Here is a 17,231-nt window from a genome sequence, read left to right as displayed (position 1 = left end):
CCTCGCGCACGGGGTTGGTGGGTGAGGCGACTGGATGGGCTCGGTTCTGCCGCCCCTGCTCGGAGGACCCGAACCAGGGTGTGATCGACAGGCACGGTCGTGCGGTGTCCTCGCGTTCGGAACGCTTCCACGCCCCGATCTCCGCGGCCACCATCACCACGCACGACCCCCACAGCCCACACGCTGGGCTAAGTAAGCGGCATTGCCCAGAGGTGTGGTGGGGCTTGGTATCGCGCGAGGTGGGGCGGGCTTTCCCGCGCGCAGCGGGGGGAGCTCGGGGCGGGGTTGGTGTGGCGGGCTCGGGGCGGGGTTCGGTGCCGAGTGGGGTGGGCTTTGGTGTCGGGTGGGTGTGGCGGGGTTGGTCTGTGGGGCGGCGCGGCTTGTTGTGGGCTGGTCACCTGGGGGCTTGGGCGGGCTGGGCAGGGCTTCGCCCCCACCGGCCGGGGCTGGTGGGGGCGAAGGGGGTGGGTCTCAGACGAGGGTGGTCATCCAGCCCTGGGGGTCGGGGACGGTGCCGTACTGGAGGCCGGTGAGGGTCTCGCGGAGCTTGGTGGTCACCGGGCCGGGTTCGCCGCCCGCGATGGAGAACGAGCCGGTGGCGTGCTTGACGTGGCCGACGGGGGTGATGACGGCGGCGGTGCCGCAGGCGAAGACCTCGGTGAGTTCGCCGGAGGCGGCCTTCTTCTCCCACTCGTCGGTGGAGATGGGGCGTTCCTCGATCTCGTGGCCCAGGTCCGCGGCGAGCGAGAGCAGCGAGTCGCGGGTGATGCCGGGCAGCAGCGAACCCGAGAGCCGCGGGGTGACGACCTTGTCGCCCAGGATGAAGAAGAGGTTCATGCCGCCCATCTCCTCGACCCAGCGGCGTTCGACGGCGTCGAGCCACACCACCTGGTCGCAGCCCTGGTCGGCGGCCTGGGCCTGGGCGACCAGGGAGGCGGCGTAGTTGCCCGCGAACTTGGCCGCGCCGGTGCCGCCGGGGGCCGCGCGCACGTACTCGGTGGACAGCCACACCGTCACGGGCTTCACGCCGCCGCGGAAGTAGGCGCCCGCGGGGGAGGCGATGATCGCGAAGAGGTACTCCGCGGCCGGGCGGACGCCCAGGCCCGCCTCGGTGGAGATCATGAAGGGGCGCAGGTAGAGCGACTCCTCGGGGTGGGCGGGCACCCAGCGGCGGTCGATGTCGACCAGCTCGCGCACCGCCGCCAGGAACACCTCGTCGGGCAGCTCGGGCATCGCCATCCGGCGGGCCGAGGAGCGGAAGCGGGCGGCGTTGGCCTCGGGGCGGAAGGCGGCCACCGTGCCGTCCGGGCGCTGGTAGGCCTTGAGGCCCTCGAAGATCGCCTGCCCGTAGTGCAGGACCATCGCGGAGGGGTCGAGGGTGAGCGGGTGGTAGGCCTCGACGCGGGCGTCGTGCCAGCCCTGGTCGCGGGTGTGGCGGACAGTCACCATGTGGTCGGTGAAGTACCGCCCGAAGCCGGGGTCGGCGAGTACCTCCGCGACCCGCTCCGGGGTCGCCGGCGTGCGGGTCGGGGTGGTCTGGAACGACAGCGTCGACGTCATGCCGAGCACCGTATCCGGTGGTCGGCGCGGCGAGAATCGGTGTCCCGGCATTCGGTCGTCGCACCACCCGGTGCGTCGGTCAGGTGACCGAACGCCGCCGCCAGGCCGTGAGGCCGAGACCGCCGAGCGCGGCTGTCGCGGCGGCGACGGCCACGCCGACGATGGAGGTGTTGGCGCCCACGATGACCGAGAGCACCAGCCCGCAGCAGCCGGTGCGCACCCAGCCGGTGCGGTCGGCCCGCGGCATCGAGCGGGCGGCGGAGTTGGCGAACGCGGTGTGCCCCAGCAGCAGGCAGGCCGCGATCTCGAACAGCAGCGTGGACCCGAGCACGAGGGGCAGGCCCGCCGCGACGACGCCCAGCGCCAGCGGGGTGTGCCGCCAGGTCGGGGTCTCGCCGTGCTCGGCCAGCTCCCGCGCCGCGCCCGCGGCGCCGGTCAGCAGCGCTCGCACGGCCAGGAACCCGCCCGCGGCCACGCCCAGGACCACCAGCGGTGCGATCGCCGCCCCGTCGGCGGCGGTCAGCGCGTCGAGCAGCGGGGTGGGCGACAGCGCCGCGCGCGGCCCGCCGAGCTGGTGCAGCACGCCGAAGCCGACGGCGAGCACGCCGAGCATCACCGCGCCGACGCAGGCCAGGCCCGCGCGTGCGCTGGCGGGTGTGGGTCCGGCCGTCCCGGCGAACCCGACCGAGAACAGCCCGGCGGCGATGAGTACCCCGGTCGGGTCGTCGGACCCGGGCACGGCGGCGAGGACCGGGAGCGCGTCGGCGGGCGGGATGGCGAGGGTGGCGGCCACGAACACCAGGAGCGTGACGATGGCCACAGCGCAGAGCGCGCGGCCCGCGGCGGGGGGCAGCGCCACGCGGGCGACCACCAGCGCCGTGGCGCCGACGACGAGCACGACCGCCGTGACGGCGGGCGCGGTCGGGGTGAGGTACGCGCCCGCGGCGAGGGCCACCGCGGCCGCGGCGGCGAGCCGCCCGGCGAGCGAGAGCACGCCGGACAGGCGGGCGGGCATCGGGCCGAACCGCTCGCGGACCAGCGCGTGCGGGTCGCCGGAGGGGGATTGGGCGAGCAGGTCGACCCTCGAGACGGCGGTCAGCCCGGCGACCAGGCCCGCCAGTCCCAGGGCCGCGAGCGACCACCAGCCCGCCGCCGCGGCGGCGGGGCCCACGACCAGCGCGCCCACCGCGAGCGCGCCCGTGAACGCCGGGAGCACCCCGTTGCGGGTGGCCGCAGGCGCGAGTTCGACCGCTGTCACAGACACGACCGTGCCAGATTGTCGGCCGCCGCACCATCCGGCCACCGGTTGAACACTGATGGGTGGTCGTTAGCATGCGTCAACACCCTGCGCGAGACCCACGAGGCCCGCGCCGGACCCAGCCGGGCTGGCCCGCGGGCCGACCTTCCACCCAAACCCCGAGGAGTGCCCCTGTGACCGCCCCCAAGCTGGCCTTGGCCGCAGCGCCGATCGCCGAGGCCGCCGTCGACGCCATCGTCATCGGCACCGTCCAGACCGGTGACGGCGGGCCCGGCCTGGTCCCCGGGGCCGAGGGCGTGGCCGAGGCCTTCGGCGGGACGCTGGTCGAGGTGCTGGCCGCGCTGGGCGCCACCGGCAAGGCCGACGAGGTCGTCAAGCTGCCGTCGCTGGGCAAGGTGCCCGCGAGCGTCGTGGTGGCGGTGGGTCTGGGCAAGGCCGACGGCGGGATCACCGCCGAGCAGGTGCGCCGGGCCTCCGGCGCGGCGGCGCGGGCGATCGGGTCGAGCAAGCGCGCGGCGACGGCGCTGTCGGCGCTGGACCTGCAGGCCGCCGCCGAGGGCACGATCCTGGGCTCCTACACCTTCACCGCCTACAAGTCCTCGGCCACCGACCGGGAGCTGGCCAAGGTCGACCTGGTCGCCCCGGCGGCGGGCACGGCCAAGGACCACCGGGCCACGGTCAAGGCCGCGACCGCGATCGCCGAGGCGGTCAACACCGCCCGCGACTTCATCAACACCCCGCCCAACGACCTGTACCCGGCCTCGTTCGCCGAGCGCGCGGTCGCGCTGGCCAAGGAGGCGGGCCTGACCGTCGAGGTGCTCGACGAGAAGGCGCTCAAGAAGGGCGGCTTCGGCGGCATCCTCGGCGTCGGCGTCGGCTCCACCCGCCAGCCGCGGCTGGTGCGCCTGTCCTACAAGGGCCCGAAGGCGCGCAAGAAGGTCGCGCTGGTCGGCAAGGGCATCACCTTCGACACCGGCGGCATCTCCATCAAGCCCGCCGCGGGCATGGACCAGATGACCTCCGACATGTCCGGCGCGGCCGCGGTCGTGGCCTCGGTGGTGCTCGCGGCCAAGCTCAAGTTCCCGCTCGAGGTCGTCGCGACCGTGCCGATGGCCGAGAACATGCCCTCCGGCGCGGCGTACCGGCCCGGCGACGTGCTGACCATGTACGGCGGCAAGACCGTCGAGGTGCTCAACACCGACGCCGAGGGCCGCCTGGTCCTGGCCGACGCGATCGTGCGCGCCTGCGAGGACGGCCCGGACTACCTGATCGAGGCGGCCACCCTGACCGGCGCCCAGGTGGTGGCGCTGGGCACCCGCACCTCCGGGGTGATGGGCTCCGACGAGTTCCGCGACCGGGTGGCCGAGACCGCCCGCGCCACCGGCGAGGGCGGCTGGGCGATGCCGCTGCCCGAGGAGCTGCGCGGCGACCTGGACTCGCGGCTGGCCGACCTGGCCAACGTCACCGGGCACCGCTGGGGCGGCATGCTCGCGGCGGGCCTGTTCCTGCGCGAGTTCGTGGCCGAGGGCGTGGCGTGGGCGCACGTCGACATCGCGGGCCCGGCCTACAACGGTGGCAGCGCGTGGGGCTACACCCCCAAGGGCGGCACCGGCGTGCCGGTGCGCACGATCGCCGCGGTGCTGGCCGACATCGCCGAGAACGGCTGACCCGCAAGCGCTTTCCGGCGCGGCGGCGGGCCCTTCGGTCCGCCGCCTCGCCGGGCGGGGTCGGCCGCGCCCAACCGCACCACGAGCGTCCCACCGAGGGCAGTCAGGGCGCGTCGTCGAAGGGGACCACCCGCGCGGTGGCCGCGGTCGCGCCGACCACGGCGACGGTGCGCGAGGCCCCGAAGTCGATCACGGCAGGCGCCGGCGCCACAGCGCCTCCCCCCGATCCGGGCACAGGTGTCAGACGGGCCGCAGCGCGTGGCCGGTCCAGGCCGGGGACCCGCTCACAGACCGCGGTCGCGCTTCTCCTGGATCTTCTGCCGGGCGATGTGGTCGCGCATGCGCTGCGGCAGGCCGACCCGGTTGACCTCGTACACCGGGATGCCGCGCTTGCGGCCGAAGGCGAAGGCGGCGTCGAGGTCGGCGATGCGGCGGCGGGTCCACTCGCCGTCGTGTGCGACGAGCACCACCGTCGTGTCCGTCACGGTGGTCTTGGGCTCGACGTAGGCCTCCACGCCGTGCCTGGCGTTGGCCCACTCGTCGAGGTGCGAGGTGTCCTGTTTGCTGGCGCCGCGCAGCGTGCCGGGTGCTTTGCGCTTGCGCCGCAGCGAGTCGAAGAGCCCCACGTCATCCTCCTCCCGCGGGCCCCCTCGGGCGCCGCGCCACCGAGCTGCCCAGGGTACTCGCGGGTAACCCCGGATGGGACGGAACGGACACGCCGACCGCCTCGCAAGCCTGCCTCACGAAGTGACAAGATGGCGTGTGGTGGCCGCGGCCGTTCGAGTGACCGCGCCGCCGGGCCGATCGGGCCCGTGCTGTTCCAACGCTGTCACACGTCGAGGAGATCCCGTGACTGACACCTCCGCTGACCTGGTGATCCTGGGTGGCGGCTCCGGTGGTTACGCCTGCGCCTTCCGCGCCGCCCAGCTCGGGCTGTCCGTGGTGCTGGTGGAGAAGGACAAGGTCGGCGGCACCTGCCTGCACCGCGGCTGCATCCCGACCAAGGCGCTGCTGCACGCCGCCGAGGTCGCGGACAACGCCCGCGAGGGCGACCAGTTCGGGGTGAAGTCCTCCCTCGAGGGCATCGACATGAACGGCGTGAACTCCTACAAGGACTCGATCGTCGCGGGCCTGCACAAGGGCCTGCAGGGGTTGTTCAAGGCCAACAAGGTGACCGTGGTCGAAGGCGCGGGCACGTTCGTCGGGCCCGACAAGGTCGAGGTGGACGGCCGGACCTACACCGGCAAGAACGTCGTGCTGGCCACCGGCTCGTACGCGCGCACGCTGCCCGGCCTGGAGATCGGCGGCCGGATCATCACCTCCGACCAGGCGCTGAACCTCGACCACGTGCCGGAGCGGGTCGTGGTGCTCGGCGGCGGCGTGATCGGGGTGGAGTTCGCCAGCGTGTGGCGCTCCTTCGGCGCCGAGGTCACGATCGTGGAGGCGCTGCCCCGCCTGGTGCCGCTCGAGGACGAGTGGGCGTCCAAGCAGCTCGAGCGCGCCTTCCGCAAGCGCGGGATCAAGTTCAAGACCGGGGTCCGGTTCACCGGGGCCGAGCAGGGCGACTCCGGCGTCACCGTCTCCCTGGAGTCCGGTGAGAGCCTCGAGGCCGACCTGCTGCTCGTCGCCGTCGGCCGCGGCCCCAACTCCGCGGGCCACGGCTACGAGGAGGCGGGGGTGAACACCGAGCGCGGCTTCGTCCTGACCGACGAGCGCCTGCGCACGAACCTGCCCGGCGTCTACGCCGTCGGCGACCTGGTCCCCGGTCTCCAGCTCGCGCACCGCGGCTTCCAGCAGGGCATCTTCGTCGCCGAGGACATCGCGGGCCTGGAGCCCAAGGTCATCGACGAGGCGGGCATCCCGAAGGTCACCTACTGCAAGCCCGAGGTCGCCTCCGTCGGCCTGACCGAGGCGCAGGCCAGGGAGAAGTACGGCTCGGCCGAGACCCTGGTCTACGCGCTGTCGGGCAACGGCAAGAGCCAGATCCTCAAGACCCAGGGCGGGGTCAAGCTGGTGCGGGCCCCCGACGGCCCGGTCGTCGGCATCACCCTGGTCGGTGAGCGCGTCGGCGAGCTGATCGGCGAGGCGCAGCTCATCTACAGCTGGGAGGCCTACCCGGAGGACGTCGCCCCGCTCATCCACGCCCACCCCACACAGACCGAGGCGCTGGGTGAGGCTTTCCTCGCCCTAGCGGGTAAGCCTCTGCACGTGCACGGCTGACCGGAAGGCTCAGCCCACACCCGTCAGCCACGCAACACAGCACGAGGAGTCCACAGAATCATGGCGTTCTCCGTTGAGATGCCGGCGCTCGGTGAGAGCGTCACCGAGGGAACCATCACCCGCTGGCTCAAGCAGGAGGGTGACACCGTCGAGGTCGACGAGCCGTTGCTCGAGGTCTCCACCGACAAGGTCGACACCGAGATCCCCTCCCCCGCGGCAGGCGTGCTGCAGAAGATCCACGCCCAGGAGGACGACACCGTCGAGGTGGGCGCCGTCCTGGCCGAGATCGGGGACGGGGACGGGTCCTCGGACTCCGGCTCGTCGTCGGGCTCGGACCAGGCTGAGCCCGAGGAGCAGCTCCCCGCCGAGACCGCGCAGGAGGCCGCCCCGGAGCCGGAGCCCGAGCAGGAGGCCAAGCCCTCTCCCTCCGCCGGCGGTGGGTCCGCCGAGGGCACCCCGGTGACCATGCCCGCGCTGGGCGAGTCGGTCACCGAGGGCACCGTCACCCGCTGGCTCAAGGCCGTGGGCGACTCGGTCGAGGTCGACGAGGCGCTGCTGGAGGTCTCCACCGACAAGGTCGACACCGAGATCCCCTCGCCGGTCGCGGGCACGCTGCTGGAGATCTCCGCCGAGGAGGACGCCACCGTCGAGGTCGGCGGCCAGCTCGCCGTGATCGGGGACAAGGACGCGGCCCCCGCGCCCAAGGCCGAGCCGGAGCCCAAGCAGGACGCCCCCAAGGCGGAGCCCAAGCCTGAGCCGAAGCCCGAGCCGAAGCAGGAGGCCCCCAAGGCCGAGGCAAAGCCCGAACCCAAGCCCGAACCCAAGCCCGAGGCCGAGCCCGAGCCCGCCCCGGCGGCGCAGGAGTCCAACGGCTCCGGCGCGTACGTGACCCCGCTGGTGCGCAAGCTGGCCAACCAGCACGGCGTCGACCTGTCCTCGGTCAAGGGCTCCGGCGTGGGTGGCCGCATCCGCAAGCAGGACGTCCTGGCCGCCGCCGAGGCCGCCAAGAAGCCCGCGGAGACCAAGTCCGATCTGACCGCCGCCGCGGCGACCGCCTCGACCCCGGCCGCGCCCAGCAAGCCGGTGCAGGCCGACACCTCGCTGCGCGGCACCACGCAGAAGCTGACCCGCCTGCGCCAGACCGTCTCCAAGCGCATGGTCGAGTCGCTGCAGACCGCCGCGCAGCTCACCCAGGTGGTCGAGGTGGACGTCACCAAGATCGCCAAGCTGCGCACGCGGGCCAAGGCCGGGTTCGAGGCGGCCGAGGGCGTCAAGCTGACGTTCCTGCCGTTCTTCGCCAAGGCCACCGTCGAGGCGCTCAAGCAGCACCCCAAGCTCAACGCCTCGATCGACCTGGACGCCAAGGAGGTCACCTACCACGGCGTCGAGCACCTGGGCATCGCGGTGGACACCGAGCGCGGCCTGCTCACCCCGGCCATCCGGGACGCGGGCGACCTGAGCCTGGCGGGCCTGGCCAACCGCATCACCGACCTGGCCGAGCGCACCAGGTCGAACAAGGTCACCCCGGACGAGCTGTTCGGCGCGACGTTCAACCTGACCAACCTCGGGTCGCAGGGCGCGCTGTGGGACACCCCGATCATCCAGCTCCCGCAGGTGGCGATCCTGGGTGTCGGCCTGGTCGTCAAGCGCCCGGTCGTCGTCGTCGACGAGAGCGGCGACGACACCATCGCGATCCGCTCGATGGTGTACCTGGCGCTGACCTACGACCACCGCCTCATCGACGGCGCGGACGCGGGCCGGTTCCTCTCCACGGTCAAGCACCGCCTGGAAGAGGGCGCTTTCGAGGGCGACCTGGGGCTGTAGCACTCCCTCCCAGCACCCGCCCGCCCGGCACCGTTCCCCGAGCGGCCGCCGGTGGGGGTTGGGTGGGCGCGGAGGAGCAACCGCCCTGGAGAAGCACTCCCGCTGGGGGCCGTCCGAACCGGGCGACCCCCAGCGGCGTTCCATGGGTAACCGCAGTCACCCGAGCGTGCGCGCGGACCGGATCTTGGGGACGATCAGTCCATGCGCGTAGTGGTCGCCGGCTCGTCCGGCCTCATCGGGACCGCTCTGGTGGCCAAGCTCCGGCACGAGGGTGACGAGGTGCTGCGGCTGGTCCGCCGCGAACCCCAGGCACCCGACGAACGCCAGTGGGACCCGCCCGCGGGCGCGGTGGAGGAGGGCACGTTCGACGGGGTCGACGCCGTGGTGAACCTGTGCGGCGCCGGGGTCGCCGACCGCCGCTGGAGCCAGGCCCGCAAGCAGGTCCTGCTCGACAGCCGGGTCGAGCCGACCGAGGTGATCGCCGCCGCCGTCGCCGAGTCCGGGGTGCCCGTGCTCGTCAACGGCTCCGCGGTCGGCTACTACGGGACCATCCCGGCCGGACCGGCCGACGAGGCCGAACCGGCGGGCCGGGGGTTCCTGGCGGAGTTGTGCGTGCGCTGGGAGGCGGCCACCGAGACCGCCCGCCGCGCCGGGGCCCGGGTCGTGCTGGCGCGCACCGCCCAGGTCATCGCGCCCAGCGGCGGCCTGCTCGGCCCGCTGCGCCCGCTGTTCGCGCTGGGCCTGGGCGGCAAGCTCGGCGACGGCAGCCAGTACATGCCGTGGATCCACCTCGACGACGAGGTCGACGCGCTGGCGTTCCTGGTGCGCCAGGACATCGCCGGGCCGGTGAACCTGGCCGGGCCCACGCCCGCCACCAACGCCGAGTTCACCCGGGCGTTCGGCCGGGCCAAGCACCGGCCCGCCCCGTTCCGGGTGCCCAAGGCCGCGCTGCGGGTGGCGCTGGGCGACTTCGCCGACGAGATCCTGCGCAGCCAGCACCTGGTGCCGAAGGTGTTGCAGGACAACGGGTTCCCGTTCCGCTTCGAGACGATCGACGACGCCATCACAGCCGTCGAGCAGCGGTGATCAGACCGCTCGTCGCCGGGTTCGGCCTCATCGCGGTCTTCGTCGTGCTGGGTGTGCTGTTCTCCGGTCCCGCGCCGGGGTTCGACGTGGCGGTCGCCGACGTCCTCGGGGCCGACCACGCGGGCCCGGTGGGTGCGGTGGCCCAGGTGGTCAGCGACGTGCTGGGACCGGTGCTGCCGATCACCGCGGGCGTCGTGGGGCTGGTGTGGGCGGTGGTGGTCCGACAGTCCGAACCGGGGCTGTCGGTGCTGCTGGTGAAGTCGCTGGTGGTGCTGGTCCTGTGCAGGTTGGTCTCGTTCGTCAAACCGCTGTTCGCCAGGGACCGTCCGCGCGCGTACCCGGAGTTCAGCTACCCCAGCGGGCACGTGGTGTCGGTGGCGGCGGTGGCGTTCACCGCCGCGGTCCTGTGCGCCTGGTTGGCCCGCTCGCGCCTGCGCGCGTGCCGCGCCTGGGGCGCGGCGGCGGTGGTGGCGGCGGCGCTGTGCCGGATGCTGATGGACGTGCACTGGCTCAGCGACACGATCGGCGCGGCCGTGGGCGTGGCGGGGGTGGGGTTGGTCGCGTCAGCGGCGCTGGGGCTGCTGCCGCCCGGGAGCGTCCCTCGGGAAGAGCGCGCGGGCGCGGCGGAGGCGTAGGGTCGTCGTGTGAGCGCTGCCGAATCCTCGTGCCGGGCGAGTGCCGACCCGGTGGATGTCCGTCCGATCGGGACGGTCGAGTACCTGGCCACCTGGGAGTCGCAGCGGCGGCTGGCGACCGAGCGCGCCGACGACGCCGGACCCGACGTGCTGCTGCTGCTCGAGCACGAGCCGGTGTACACCGCGGGCAAGCGCACCGCCCCCGACGAGCACCCCGACGACGGCACCCCCGTCGTCGACGTCGACCGCGGCGGCAAGCTGACCTGGCACGGCCCCGGCCAACTGGTCGGCTACCCGATCGTCAAGCTGACCGACCCGGTGGACGTGGTCCGCTACGTGCGCCGCGTCGAGGAGGCGATGATCGCCGTCTGCGCGCGCTTCGGCCTGGTGACCGGCCGCGTGGAGGGTCGCAGCGGGGTCTGGCTGCCCGCCACCGCCGACCAGCCCGAGCGCAAGATCTCCGCCGTGGGCATCCGCGTCCAGCGCGGCGTGACCATGCACGGCTTCCAACTCAACTGCGACTGCGACCTGTCCCCTTTCGACCGGATCGTCCCGTGTGGCATCCGCGACGCCGGGGTGACCTCGCTGTCGCGGGAACTGGGCCGCCCAGTACCGGTCTCGGAGGTGCTGCCGATCGCCCAGGAGGCCGTCCTGGCCGCCCTGGAAGGCACCCTCCCGGTCCAAGACCACTGGCTGGACCGCACCCCCGCCCTCCCCGGCGTGACCTTCGCCCTCAGCTAAGCCCCCACCCGCAAAGCCCCCCAGAACGTCCCCGGGGCAACCCGCACAGTTCTATTCGCACACCCGGGCAACAGACACCGGCGGGTAGCCGGGATGCCCCACCGCCAGGAGAACACCCGGCACAGGCTCAGCACTCAACCAAGCCTCCCCCGTGTCCCAGATCGTCCCCAACAACTCCACGGACGCCGACGCCAGCCGCAACGTCCGAGTCCCGCCACCAGCCAACCGCACGGTGGCGACGACCCTCGCGGTGCCGTCCGCGCGCGCCTTCCACGGCGCCAGCCCGACCTCGACCCGAGTCCACTCGGCACCGGCCACCAACTGGGGCAGCCGCACGTTGCGCCGGGTGTGCCAGAGGACCGGCGCGAGGCACAGCACGACGCCGGTCAGCCCGCCCACCGCCGCCAGCATCGCCTTGCCGACCTGCCCGTCGAGAGTGAACATCGCCAGCACCACGAACACGTACCCGGCGAGCACCAGGGCCACCGCGAACAGCACGTCAGCACGCTGGTCGCGAGCGGTGGCCAGCGCGACATCGCCCCCACCGCCCGCGTCCGCGGAAGCGGAGGCGGGCACGCGGTTGAGGGCACGAGCGGGCAGCGCCTCGTGCGCCCCGTCGACGCGCACCGCCGCCCACCCCGCCTTGTCCGGCCCCACCACCCAAACCCGGCCGGTGCGGGCGATGACGGCCTGGTGCGCCCGGGTGAGCGCCGTGACGCGCACGGCGGTGGCCACCCCGTCCTCGGTCACCTCGACCACCGAGGCCCAGTGCCGGGAACGGGCGCGCAGCACCCGAGCGGGCAACGACCGCCAGGGGCGGGCGGCCACCAGCGCGGGCCCGCGCCGGGCGCGCAGCCACCGGCCCCACAGGTGGTACTTCACGCCCACAGCGGCGAAGACGAGCACGGCCGCGACGAGGTGGCCGTAGAAGAAGTGGCTCATGCCCAGGGTCGCGGCCAGGCCCGCGCTGGTGAGCACGAAGGCGACCAGGGCGGCGAGCGTGGCCTGGCCGAGGTTCTGGCTGCCGCGCAGTTTGAGGATGATCGCGGTCGTCGGGTCGGACGCGGCGGGCCGGTCCGGTGCGGGATCGCGCACGACGGGCGCGGTCGACTCCATCAACGGCCTCCCGGGGGTCTTCCCGGCGACGCGGCCGGGTGGTGACGGCACATCGTCCCAGGCGCGTGCCGCGCGGCCGAAGCCTGGTCGCCCTGGCGGGCTCAGCGCGGGCCGGCCGCCCGCATGCCCACGAGCACCCGCTCGATCGTCAGCAGCACCTCCGCGCCCGCCCGCTCCGGGTCCGGGGCGCCCGCGATGATCGTGGCCCCGGTGGACAGCGCGCCGAAGAGCACCCTGGCGGTGGTCTCCACCGGCAGCGCCTCGATCTCGCCCGCCTCGATGAGCGCCTCCAGGGTGGCGCGGACCAGGCCGAAGCTGAACCGGTCCTCGGCCTCGCGCCAGCGGTCCCAGCCCATCACGACCGGACCCTCGTGGATGACGATGCGCTGGTAGGAGGGTTCGAGGCAGACGTTGACGTAGCCGCGCACGCCCTCCATCGCCCGCTCCCACGCGCCGCCGGGGCCGGTGACGACCTGCACGAGGCGGGCCGACACGGCCGACTCGACCGCGTCGAACGCGGCCTCGAACAGCGCCTGCTTGCCGGAGAAGTGGTGGTACAGCGCGCCCTTGGTGACCCGGGCGCCGCGGGCGACCGCGTCCAGCGAGGTGGCCGCGTAGCCGTTGTCGGTGAACAGGGTCACGGCCGAGTCGACCAGGGCGTTCCTGGTCGACTCGCTGTAGTCCACGCGCCGGGACTGCTCTGACCGCGCTGTCGTCATCGCCACACCGTACTTCAGATTTTCGGGCCGAACCGGGGGTACGCCTCGTGATAGATTGTGCTCCATACCGGCGGTATGCCGCAAACCCACGGTATGGCGCAGGTCACGGGAGGGGAGCCCAACACCATGAGCTGGCAAGACCACTACAGAAGGCAGGCGGCGATGGAAGCCGTCCTGACCCACGCCAGGCACGACCCGGCGCGCCCGCTGGTGCTGGCCGAGGTGCCGCTGGCGGCCCGGGAGTTCACCAGCACCGACGAGCTGCTGCTGGCCCTGCACCACGTCTGGACGCGCCGCCTGGTCGGGCACGTGGAGACCGCGGTGGCCGAGGCCGACCGCGATCCGCGCGTCGACCGCGTCGAGGCCGTCTCCTCGGCCTGGCAGGCCGCCGCCGACGCCGCGCCGGTACTGGCCCGGCTGCTGGCCGCGCACGACAGCGAGGCGCTGCGCCCGGTCCGCGAGGCCGAGCAGCGGCTGCTGGCCCGGGCCGCGGGCCTGGCCGACGAGCACGAGTCCGCCGCCGAGGCCGCCCGCATCGGCGCCGCCTACCTCGCGCTGCTGCGCAGCACGCCCGAGCGGGCCGCCGAGCCCGTCGAGGACACCCGCCCCCGCCGGTCGCCGGTGAGCCTGCTGCGCAGGCTCGTCGCCAGCGCCTGAGCCCCGGGCTGCCTACCCTTCTCGCAGGAGCCGAGGAGAGGACGCCCGGGTGAGCTGGTCCGAGGACGACATCCCCGACCAGGGCGGGCACACCGCCCTGGTCACCGGGGCCAATTCCGGCCTCGGGCTGCGCACGGCCCAGGTGCTGGCCGCCAAGGGCGCCAAGGTGCTGCTGGGGGTCCGCTCCCCCGAGCGCGGCGCGGCGGCCCTGGCCACCATCGAGGGCGACGCGGAACTCGTGCCCCTCGACCTGGCCGACCTGGCCTCGGTCCGCGCCGCCGCGGCCGAGGTGCGGGAGCGCACCGGCGACCACCTGGACCTGCTGGTCAACAACGCGGGCCTGATGGGACCGCCGCGCGGCAGCACCGCCGACGGCTTCGAGCTGCAACTCGGCACCAACCACCTCGGGCACGCCGCGCTGACCTGGCTGCTGCTGCCCGCCGTGCGCGACCGGGTGGTGACCGTGTCCAGCCTGGCGCACAAGAACCGCGGCTTCGACCTCGACGACCTGAACTGGGAGCGCCGCCCGTACCAGGCGGGCGCGGCCTACGCGGCGTCGAAGATGGCCAACCTGCTGTTCGCGTTCGAGCTGCACCGCAGGCTGGCCGCGACGGGCTCGCCCGTGCTCAGCGTCGCCGCCCACCCCGGGATGACCGACACCGACCTGGCCGTGGCCGCGGTCCGGGCGCGGGTGGGCCGCGGCGCGGTGGGCCAGGCGGTCCTGGCCGCGACCAGGCTGGGCAACAAGCTGATCACCCAGTCGCTCGAGCGTGGGACGCTGCCGCAGCTCATGGCGGCCACGGCGGCGGGCGTGCGCGGCGGCGAGTACTTCGGACCCACCGGGCCGATGCAGTTCTACGGCGCACCGGGACGGGTCGAGCCCCGCGCTCTCGCGGCCAATCCGGACATCGCCCGGACATTGTGGGCGCGCACCGCCGAGTTGACCGGCGTTTCTCCGGACCCCGCCTGAACGCACCACCCCGCGGGGAGGCGTAGCCTGGAAGACGTGACGGTAGCGCCCGAGGGTCGGAAGATGTTGCGCCTGGAAGTGCGCAACAGCCAGACGCCGATCGAGAAGAAGCCCTCCTGGATCAAGACCCGCGCGAAGATGGGCCCCGAGTACCGCGAGCTCAAGGGCCTGGTCAAGCGCGAGGGCCTGCACACGGTGTGCGAGGAGGCGGGCTGCCCCAACATCTTCGAGTGTTGGGAGGACCGCGAGGCGACCTTCCTCATCGGCGGCGAGCAGTGCACCCGGCGCTGCGACTTCTGCCAGATCGACACCGGCCGCCCCAGCGACCTCGACCGCGACGAGCCGCGCCGGGTCGCCGAGTCGGTGCAGGCGATGGGCCTGCGCTACTCCACCATCACCGGCGTCGCCCGCGACGACCTCGCCGACGGCGGCGCCTGGCTCTACGCCGAGACCGTCCGCCAGATCCACGCGCTCAACCCCGGCACCGGCGTCGAGCTGCTGATCCCGGACTTCAACGCCGAGCCCGACCAGCTCGCCGAGGTGTTCGGCTCCCGGCCGCAGGTGCTCGCGCACAACCTGGAGACCGTGCCGCGCATCTTCAAGCGCATCCGCCCGGCGTTCCGCTACGAGCGGTCGCTGCGGGTCATCACCGAGGCCCGCGAGTCCGGCCTGGTCACCAAGTCGAACCTGATCCTGGGCATGGGCGAGACCCCGGACGAGGTCACCGGGGCGCTGCGGGACCTGCACGACGCGGGCTGCGACATCATCACCATCACCCAGTACCTGCGCCCGAGCCTGCGCCACCACCCGATCGACCGGTGGGTCAAGCCGGAGGAGTTCCTCGAGCACAAGCAGGCCGCCGAGGCCATCGGCTTCGCCGGGGTCATGGCCGGGCCGCTGGTGCGCTCGTCCTACCGCGCCGGGCGCCTGTTCACCCAGGCCGTCGAGCACCGCGGCGAGACCGTGCCGGAGAACCTGCGGCACCTGACCGAGGCGGGCGCGGCCAGCCAGGAGATCAGCGCCCTGCTCAACCGCTGACAGCCCCGGCGTGACAACCGCCGCGTGACAGCGATATACAAGGACGGGGAACCAGGACGCCGGACTCCCTCGTAGCCAACCGCTGTCATCGTACGAGGGAGTTCCCCGATGGCCATGATCACCGACTTCCTGGAGTGGCTGCAGGCCCTCCCGCAGCCGGGTCTGGTCGCCGCGACCGGCGCCTTGGTGCTGGCCGAGTGCACCATCGGCCTGGGCTTCATCGCGCCCGGCGAGGCAGGTCTGCTCATCGCCGCCACCACCGCCACCTCGGTGCCCCGCTTCCTGGTCCTGTGCCTGGTCGTGTCGGTCTGCGCCACCGTCGGCGACTCGATCGGCTACCTCATCGGCCGCCGCTACGGGCCCAGGCTGCGCGAGACCAAGCTGATCCAGAAGTACGGCGTCCAGGGCTGGGACAAGGCCACCGACATCCTGCGCCGCCGGGGCGCCTGGGCGGTGTTCTTCGCCCGCTTCCTCCCGGTCGTGCGCACCCTGACCCCCGCCGCGGCGGGCACCTCGGGCCTGCCCTACCGCAAGTTCCTCCCGGCGGCCGCGGCAGGCGCCGTCTGCTGGTCCATCCTGCACGTCTCCATCGGCGCCGCCCTGGGCGAGGCCGCCAAGCGCATGGAGAAGGCCCTGAGCACCGGCGCCTTCATCGTCGTGGGCGCCGCGGTGGTCGCGGTCGTGGTGGTGCGCCTGGTGAAGAAGCAGCGCGCGCGGAAGAGGGCCGAGCAGGCCGCGGCGGACCTGGAGTCGGCCTCCTCCTGACCCGGCGAGGCCGCCACGAGCCGCGCGATCACCCACCCCGAGCCGATTCGTGTGTGAATTCTTCGTTACGACCGTAACGGATGCGGGGTCTGCGGACATACAGAGTCCAAGTCCGTCTGCCGCAGTAGGCATCCGGGCCGCTCAATCCTTCTACACCTGGGGTTAATCCATGCTTCGCACCCTGCTGCGCCGCGCCGGCGTGGTGGCACTGGCGACCGCCGCTGCCGCATCGATGGCCACCACGCCCGCGAGCGCTGTGGCCGCTGGTTACTACAAGAACGCCTACTCCGACACCATCTACCAGTACGAGGGAGGCGCCTACACCCCGATCGACCTCGCGACCTGGGAGGCGGCCGGGTTCCCCGAGCCGCAGGCGACGCCCACCTCGTACGTCAAGTACGCCTGGTCGCCGCACGTCTACGCGGTGACCTTCTGGGAGCACTCCGACCGCTACTGGCAGTGGGAGCTCATGGACTTCGCCATGTGGAACCGCGCGGGCAAGCCCGTCCCGGCGAACGCCGGGTGGATCCAGGGCAGCGAGTACTACAAGTGGGGCACCTCCAACGAGGTGTTCGTCTTCAGCGACGGGATCAGCCACAAGCTGACTTACGACGAGTGGCGGGCCTCCGGCTTCCGCACGGTCGACGAGCTGTCCAACGAGGGCTTCATGAAGATGTCCTGGGCGTCGGACATCCGTTTCGTGCGTGACCTCGCCAACTACGCGAACGTCTACATCGTCGACTACGACGACTGGCGGCGGGAGGACTTCCCGACCCCCCAGGCGGTCCACCGGCTCCCCGGTGACGGCTTCTACCGGTCTTGCTACAGCTACACCACCATCGTCTACGACGGCCCCATCCTGAGCCGGGTCATCAACCACCCCGAGTGGGTCGCAGCGGGCCGCCCGGCCCCGGCGGCCAACGTGTGCGTCGAGCTCTGACAACCCGAACACACCCTGGGGGAGGCCTGCGTCGC

General features: G+C 73.2%; 16 protein-coding genes. 11 read left to right on the top strand and 5 right to left on the bottom strand.

Annotation, left to right across the window (positions count from 1 at the left end; translation table 11 throughout):
* Positions 1-471 precede the first annotated feature (471 nt).
* A complete protein-coding gene (locus GCL84_RS16510) occupies positions 472-1,560 on the bottom strand; it encodes a branched-chain amino acid aminotransferase (protein ID WP_156756375.1) in 1,089 nt (362 codons plus the stop codon).
* Between the two features lie 79 nt (positions 1,561-1,639).
* A complete protein-coding gene (locus GCL84_RS16505) occupies positions 1,640-2,818 on the bottom strand; it encodes a hypothetical protein (RefSeq protein WP_156756374.1) in 1,179 nt (392 codons plus the stop codon).
* A 173-nt stretch (positions 2,819-2,991) separates the two neighbouring features.
* On the opposite strand from GCL84_RS16505, the gene GCL84_RS16500 reads away from it, so the two are divergent.
* A complete protein-coding gene (locus GCL84_RS16500; RefSeq protein ID WP_156756373.1) occupies positions 2,992-4,485 on the top strand; it encodes a leucyl aminopeptidase in 1,494 nt (497 codons plus the stop codon).
* A gap of 284 nt (positions 4,486-4,769) precedes the next feature.
* Here the strand turns inward: GCL84_RS16500 and GCL84_RS16495 are convergent, their stop codons facing one another.
* A complete protein-coding gene (locus GCL84_RS16495; RefSeq protein ID WP_156756372.1) occupies positions 4,770-5,111 on the bottom strand; it encodes an oxidoreductase in 342 nt (113 codons plus the stop codon).
* 223 nt (positions 5,112-5,334) lie between these two features.
* On the opposite strand from GCL84_RS16495, the gene lpdA reads away from it, so the two are divergent.
* The 5 genes from lpdA to lipB all read left to right on the top strand — a co-directional run bounded on the left by lpdA (position 5,335) and on the right by lipB (position 10,991).
* Entirely contained in the window at positions 5,335-6,705 is a 1,371-nt protein-coding gene (gene lpdA / locus GCL84_RS16490; protein ID WP_156756371.1) for a dihydrolipoyl dehydrogenase, read from the top strand.
* Positions 6,706-6,765: 60 nt separating this feature from the next.
* Positions 6,766-8,529 (top strand): 2-oxoglutarate dehydrogenase, E2 component, dihydrolipoamide succinyltransferase, encoded by a 1,764-nt coding sequence (gene sucB, locus GCL84_RS16485; protein WP_156756370.1) that lies wholly within the window; start codon positions 6,766-6,768, stop codon positions 8,527-8,529.
* Positions 8,530-8,730: 201 nt separating this feature from the next.
* A complete protein-coding gene (locus GCL84_RS16480; RefSeq protein ID WP_156756369.1) occupies positions 8,731-9,615 on the top strand; it encodes a TIGR01777 family oxidoreductase in 885 nt (294 codons plus the stop codon).
* Positions 9,612-10,250, top strand: a complete 639-nt coding sequence (locus tag GCL84_RS16475) for a phosphatase PAP2 family protein (protein WP_156756368.1) — start codon at positions 9,612-9,614, stop codon at positions 10,248-10,250. Before GCL84_RS16480 ends, GCL84_RS16475 begins: the two co-directional genes overlap by 4 nt.
* A 9-nt stretch (positions 10,251-10,259) precedes the next feature.
* Positions 10,260-10,991, top strand: a complete 732-nt coding sequence (gene lipB, locus GCL84_RS16470) for a lipoyl(octanoyl) transferase LipB (RefSeq protein ID WP_156756367.1) — start codon at positions 10,260-10,262, stop codon at positions 10,989-10,991.
* A 51-nt stretch (positions 10,992-11,042) separates the two neighbouring features.
* Here the strand turns inward: lipB and GCL84_RS16465 are convergent, their stop codons facing one another.
* Both GCL84_RS16465 and GCL84_RS16460 read right to left on the bottom strand, forming a co-directional pair.
* Entirely contained in the window at positions 11,043-12,107 is a 1,065-nt protein-coding gene (locus GCL84_RS16465; protein ID WP_156756366.1) for a hypothetical protein, read from the bottom strand.
* A gap of 101 nt (positions 12,108-12,208) precedes the next feature.
* Positions 12,209-12,826 carry a TetR/AcrR family transcriptional regulator gene (locus GCL84_RS16460; protein WP_156756365.1) on the bottom strand — a complete coding sequence of 206 codons (618 nt, stop codon included), beginning with the start codon at positions 12,824-12,826 and terminating at the stop codon, positions 12,209-12,211.
* A gap of 126 nt (positions 12,827-12,952) precedes the next feature.
* Between GCL84_RS16460 and GCL84_RS16455 the strand changes: the two genes are divergently transcribed.
* From GCL84_RS16455 to GCL84_RS16435, 5 genes are all read left to right on the top strand, one after another.
* On the top strand, positions 12,953-13,483 hold the full coding sequence (locus GCL84_RS16455) for a hypothetical protein (protein WP_156756364.1): 531 nt from the start codon (positions 12,953-12,955) through the stop codon (positions 13,481-13,483).
* 49 nt (positions 13,484-13,532) lie between these two features.
* The gene (locus GCL84_RS16450) at positions 13,533-14,453 is read left to right on the top strand and encodes an oxidoreductase (RefSeq protein WP_156756363.1); all 921 of its coding nucleotides are present in this window, start codon (positions 13,533-13,535) and stop codon (positions 14,451-14,453) included.
* A gap of 36 nt (positions 14,454-14,489) precedes the next feature.
* Positions 14,490-15,491, top strand: a complete 1,002-nt coding sequence (gene lipA / locus GCL84_RS16445) for a lipoyl synthase (RefSeq protein ID WP_156756362.1) — start codon at positions 14,490-14,492, stop codon at positions 15,489-15,491.
* 108 nt (positions 15,492-15,599) lie between these two features.
* Entirely contained in the window at positions 15,600-16,256 is a 657-nt protein-coding gene (locus GCL84_RS16440; protein ID WP_156756361.1) for a DedA family protein, read from the top strand.
* Between the two features lie 169 nt (positions 16,257-16,425).
* Positions 16,426-17,196, top strand: a complete 771-nt coding sequence (locus GCL84_RS16435; RefSeq protein WP_156756360.1) for a hypothetical protein — start codon at positions 16,426-16,428, stop codon at positions 17,194-17,196.
* Positions 17,197-17,231: the final 35 nt, after the last annotated feature.

This window comes from Actinokineospora pegani (assembly GCF_009745975.1).
GTDB lineage: Bacteria > Actinomycetota > Actinomycetes > Mycobacteriales > Pseudonocardiaceae > Actinokineospora > Actinokineospora pegani.
Note: the sequence above shows the minus strand (reverse complement) of the source record. Positions and strands in the feature narration are given on the sequence as shown.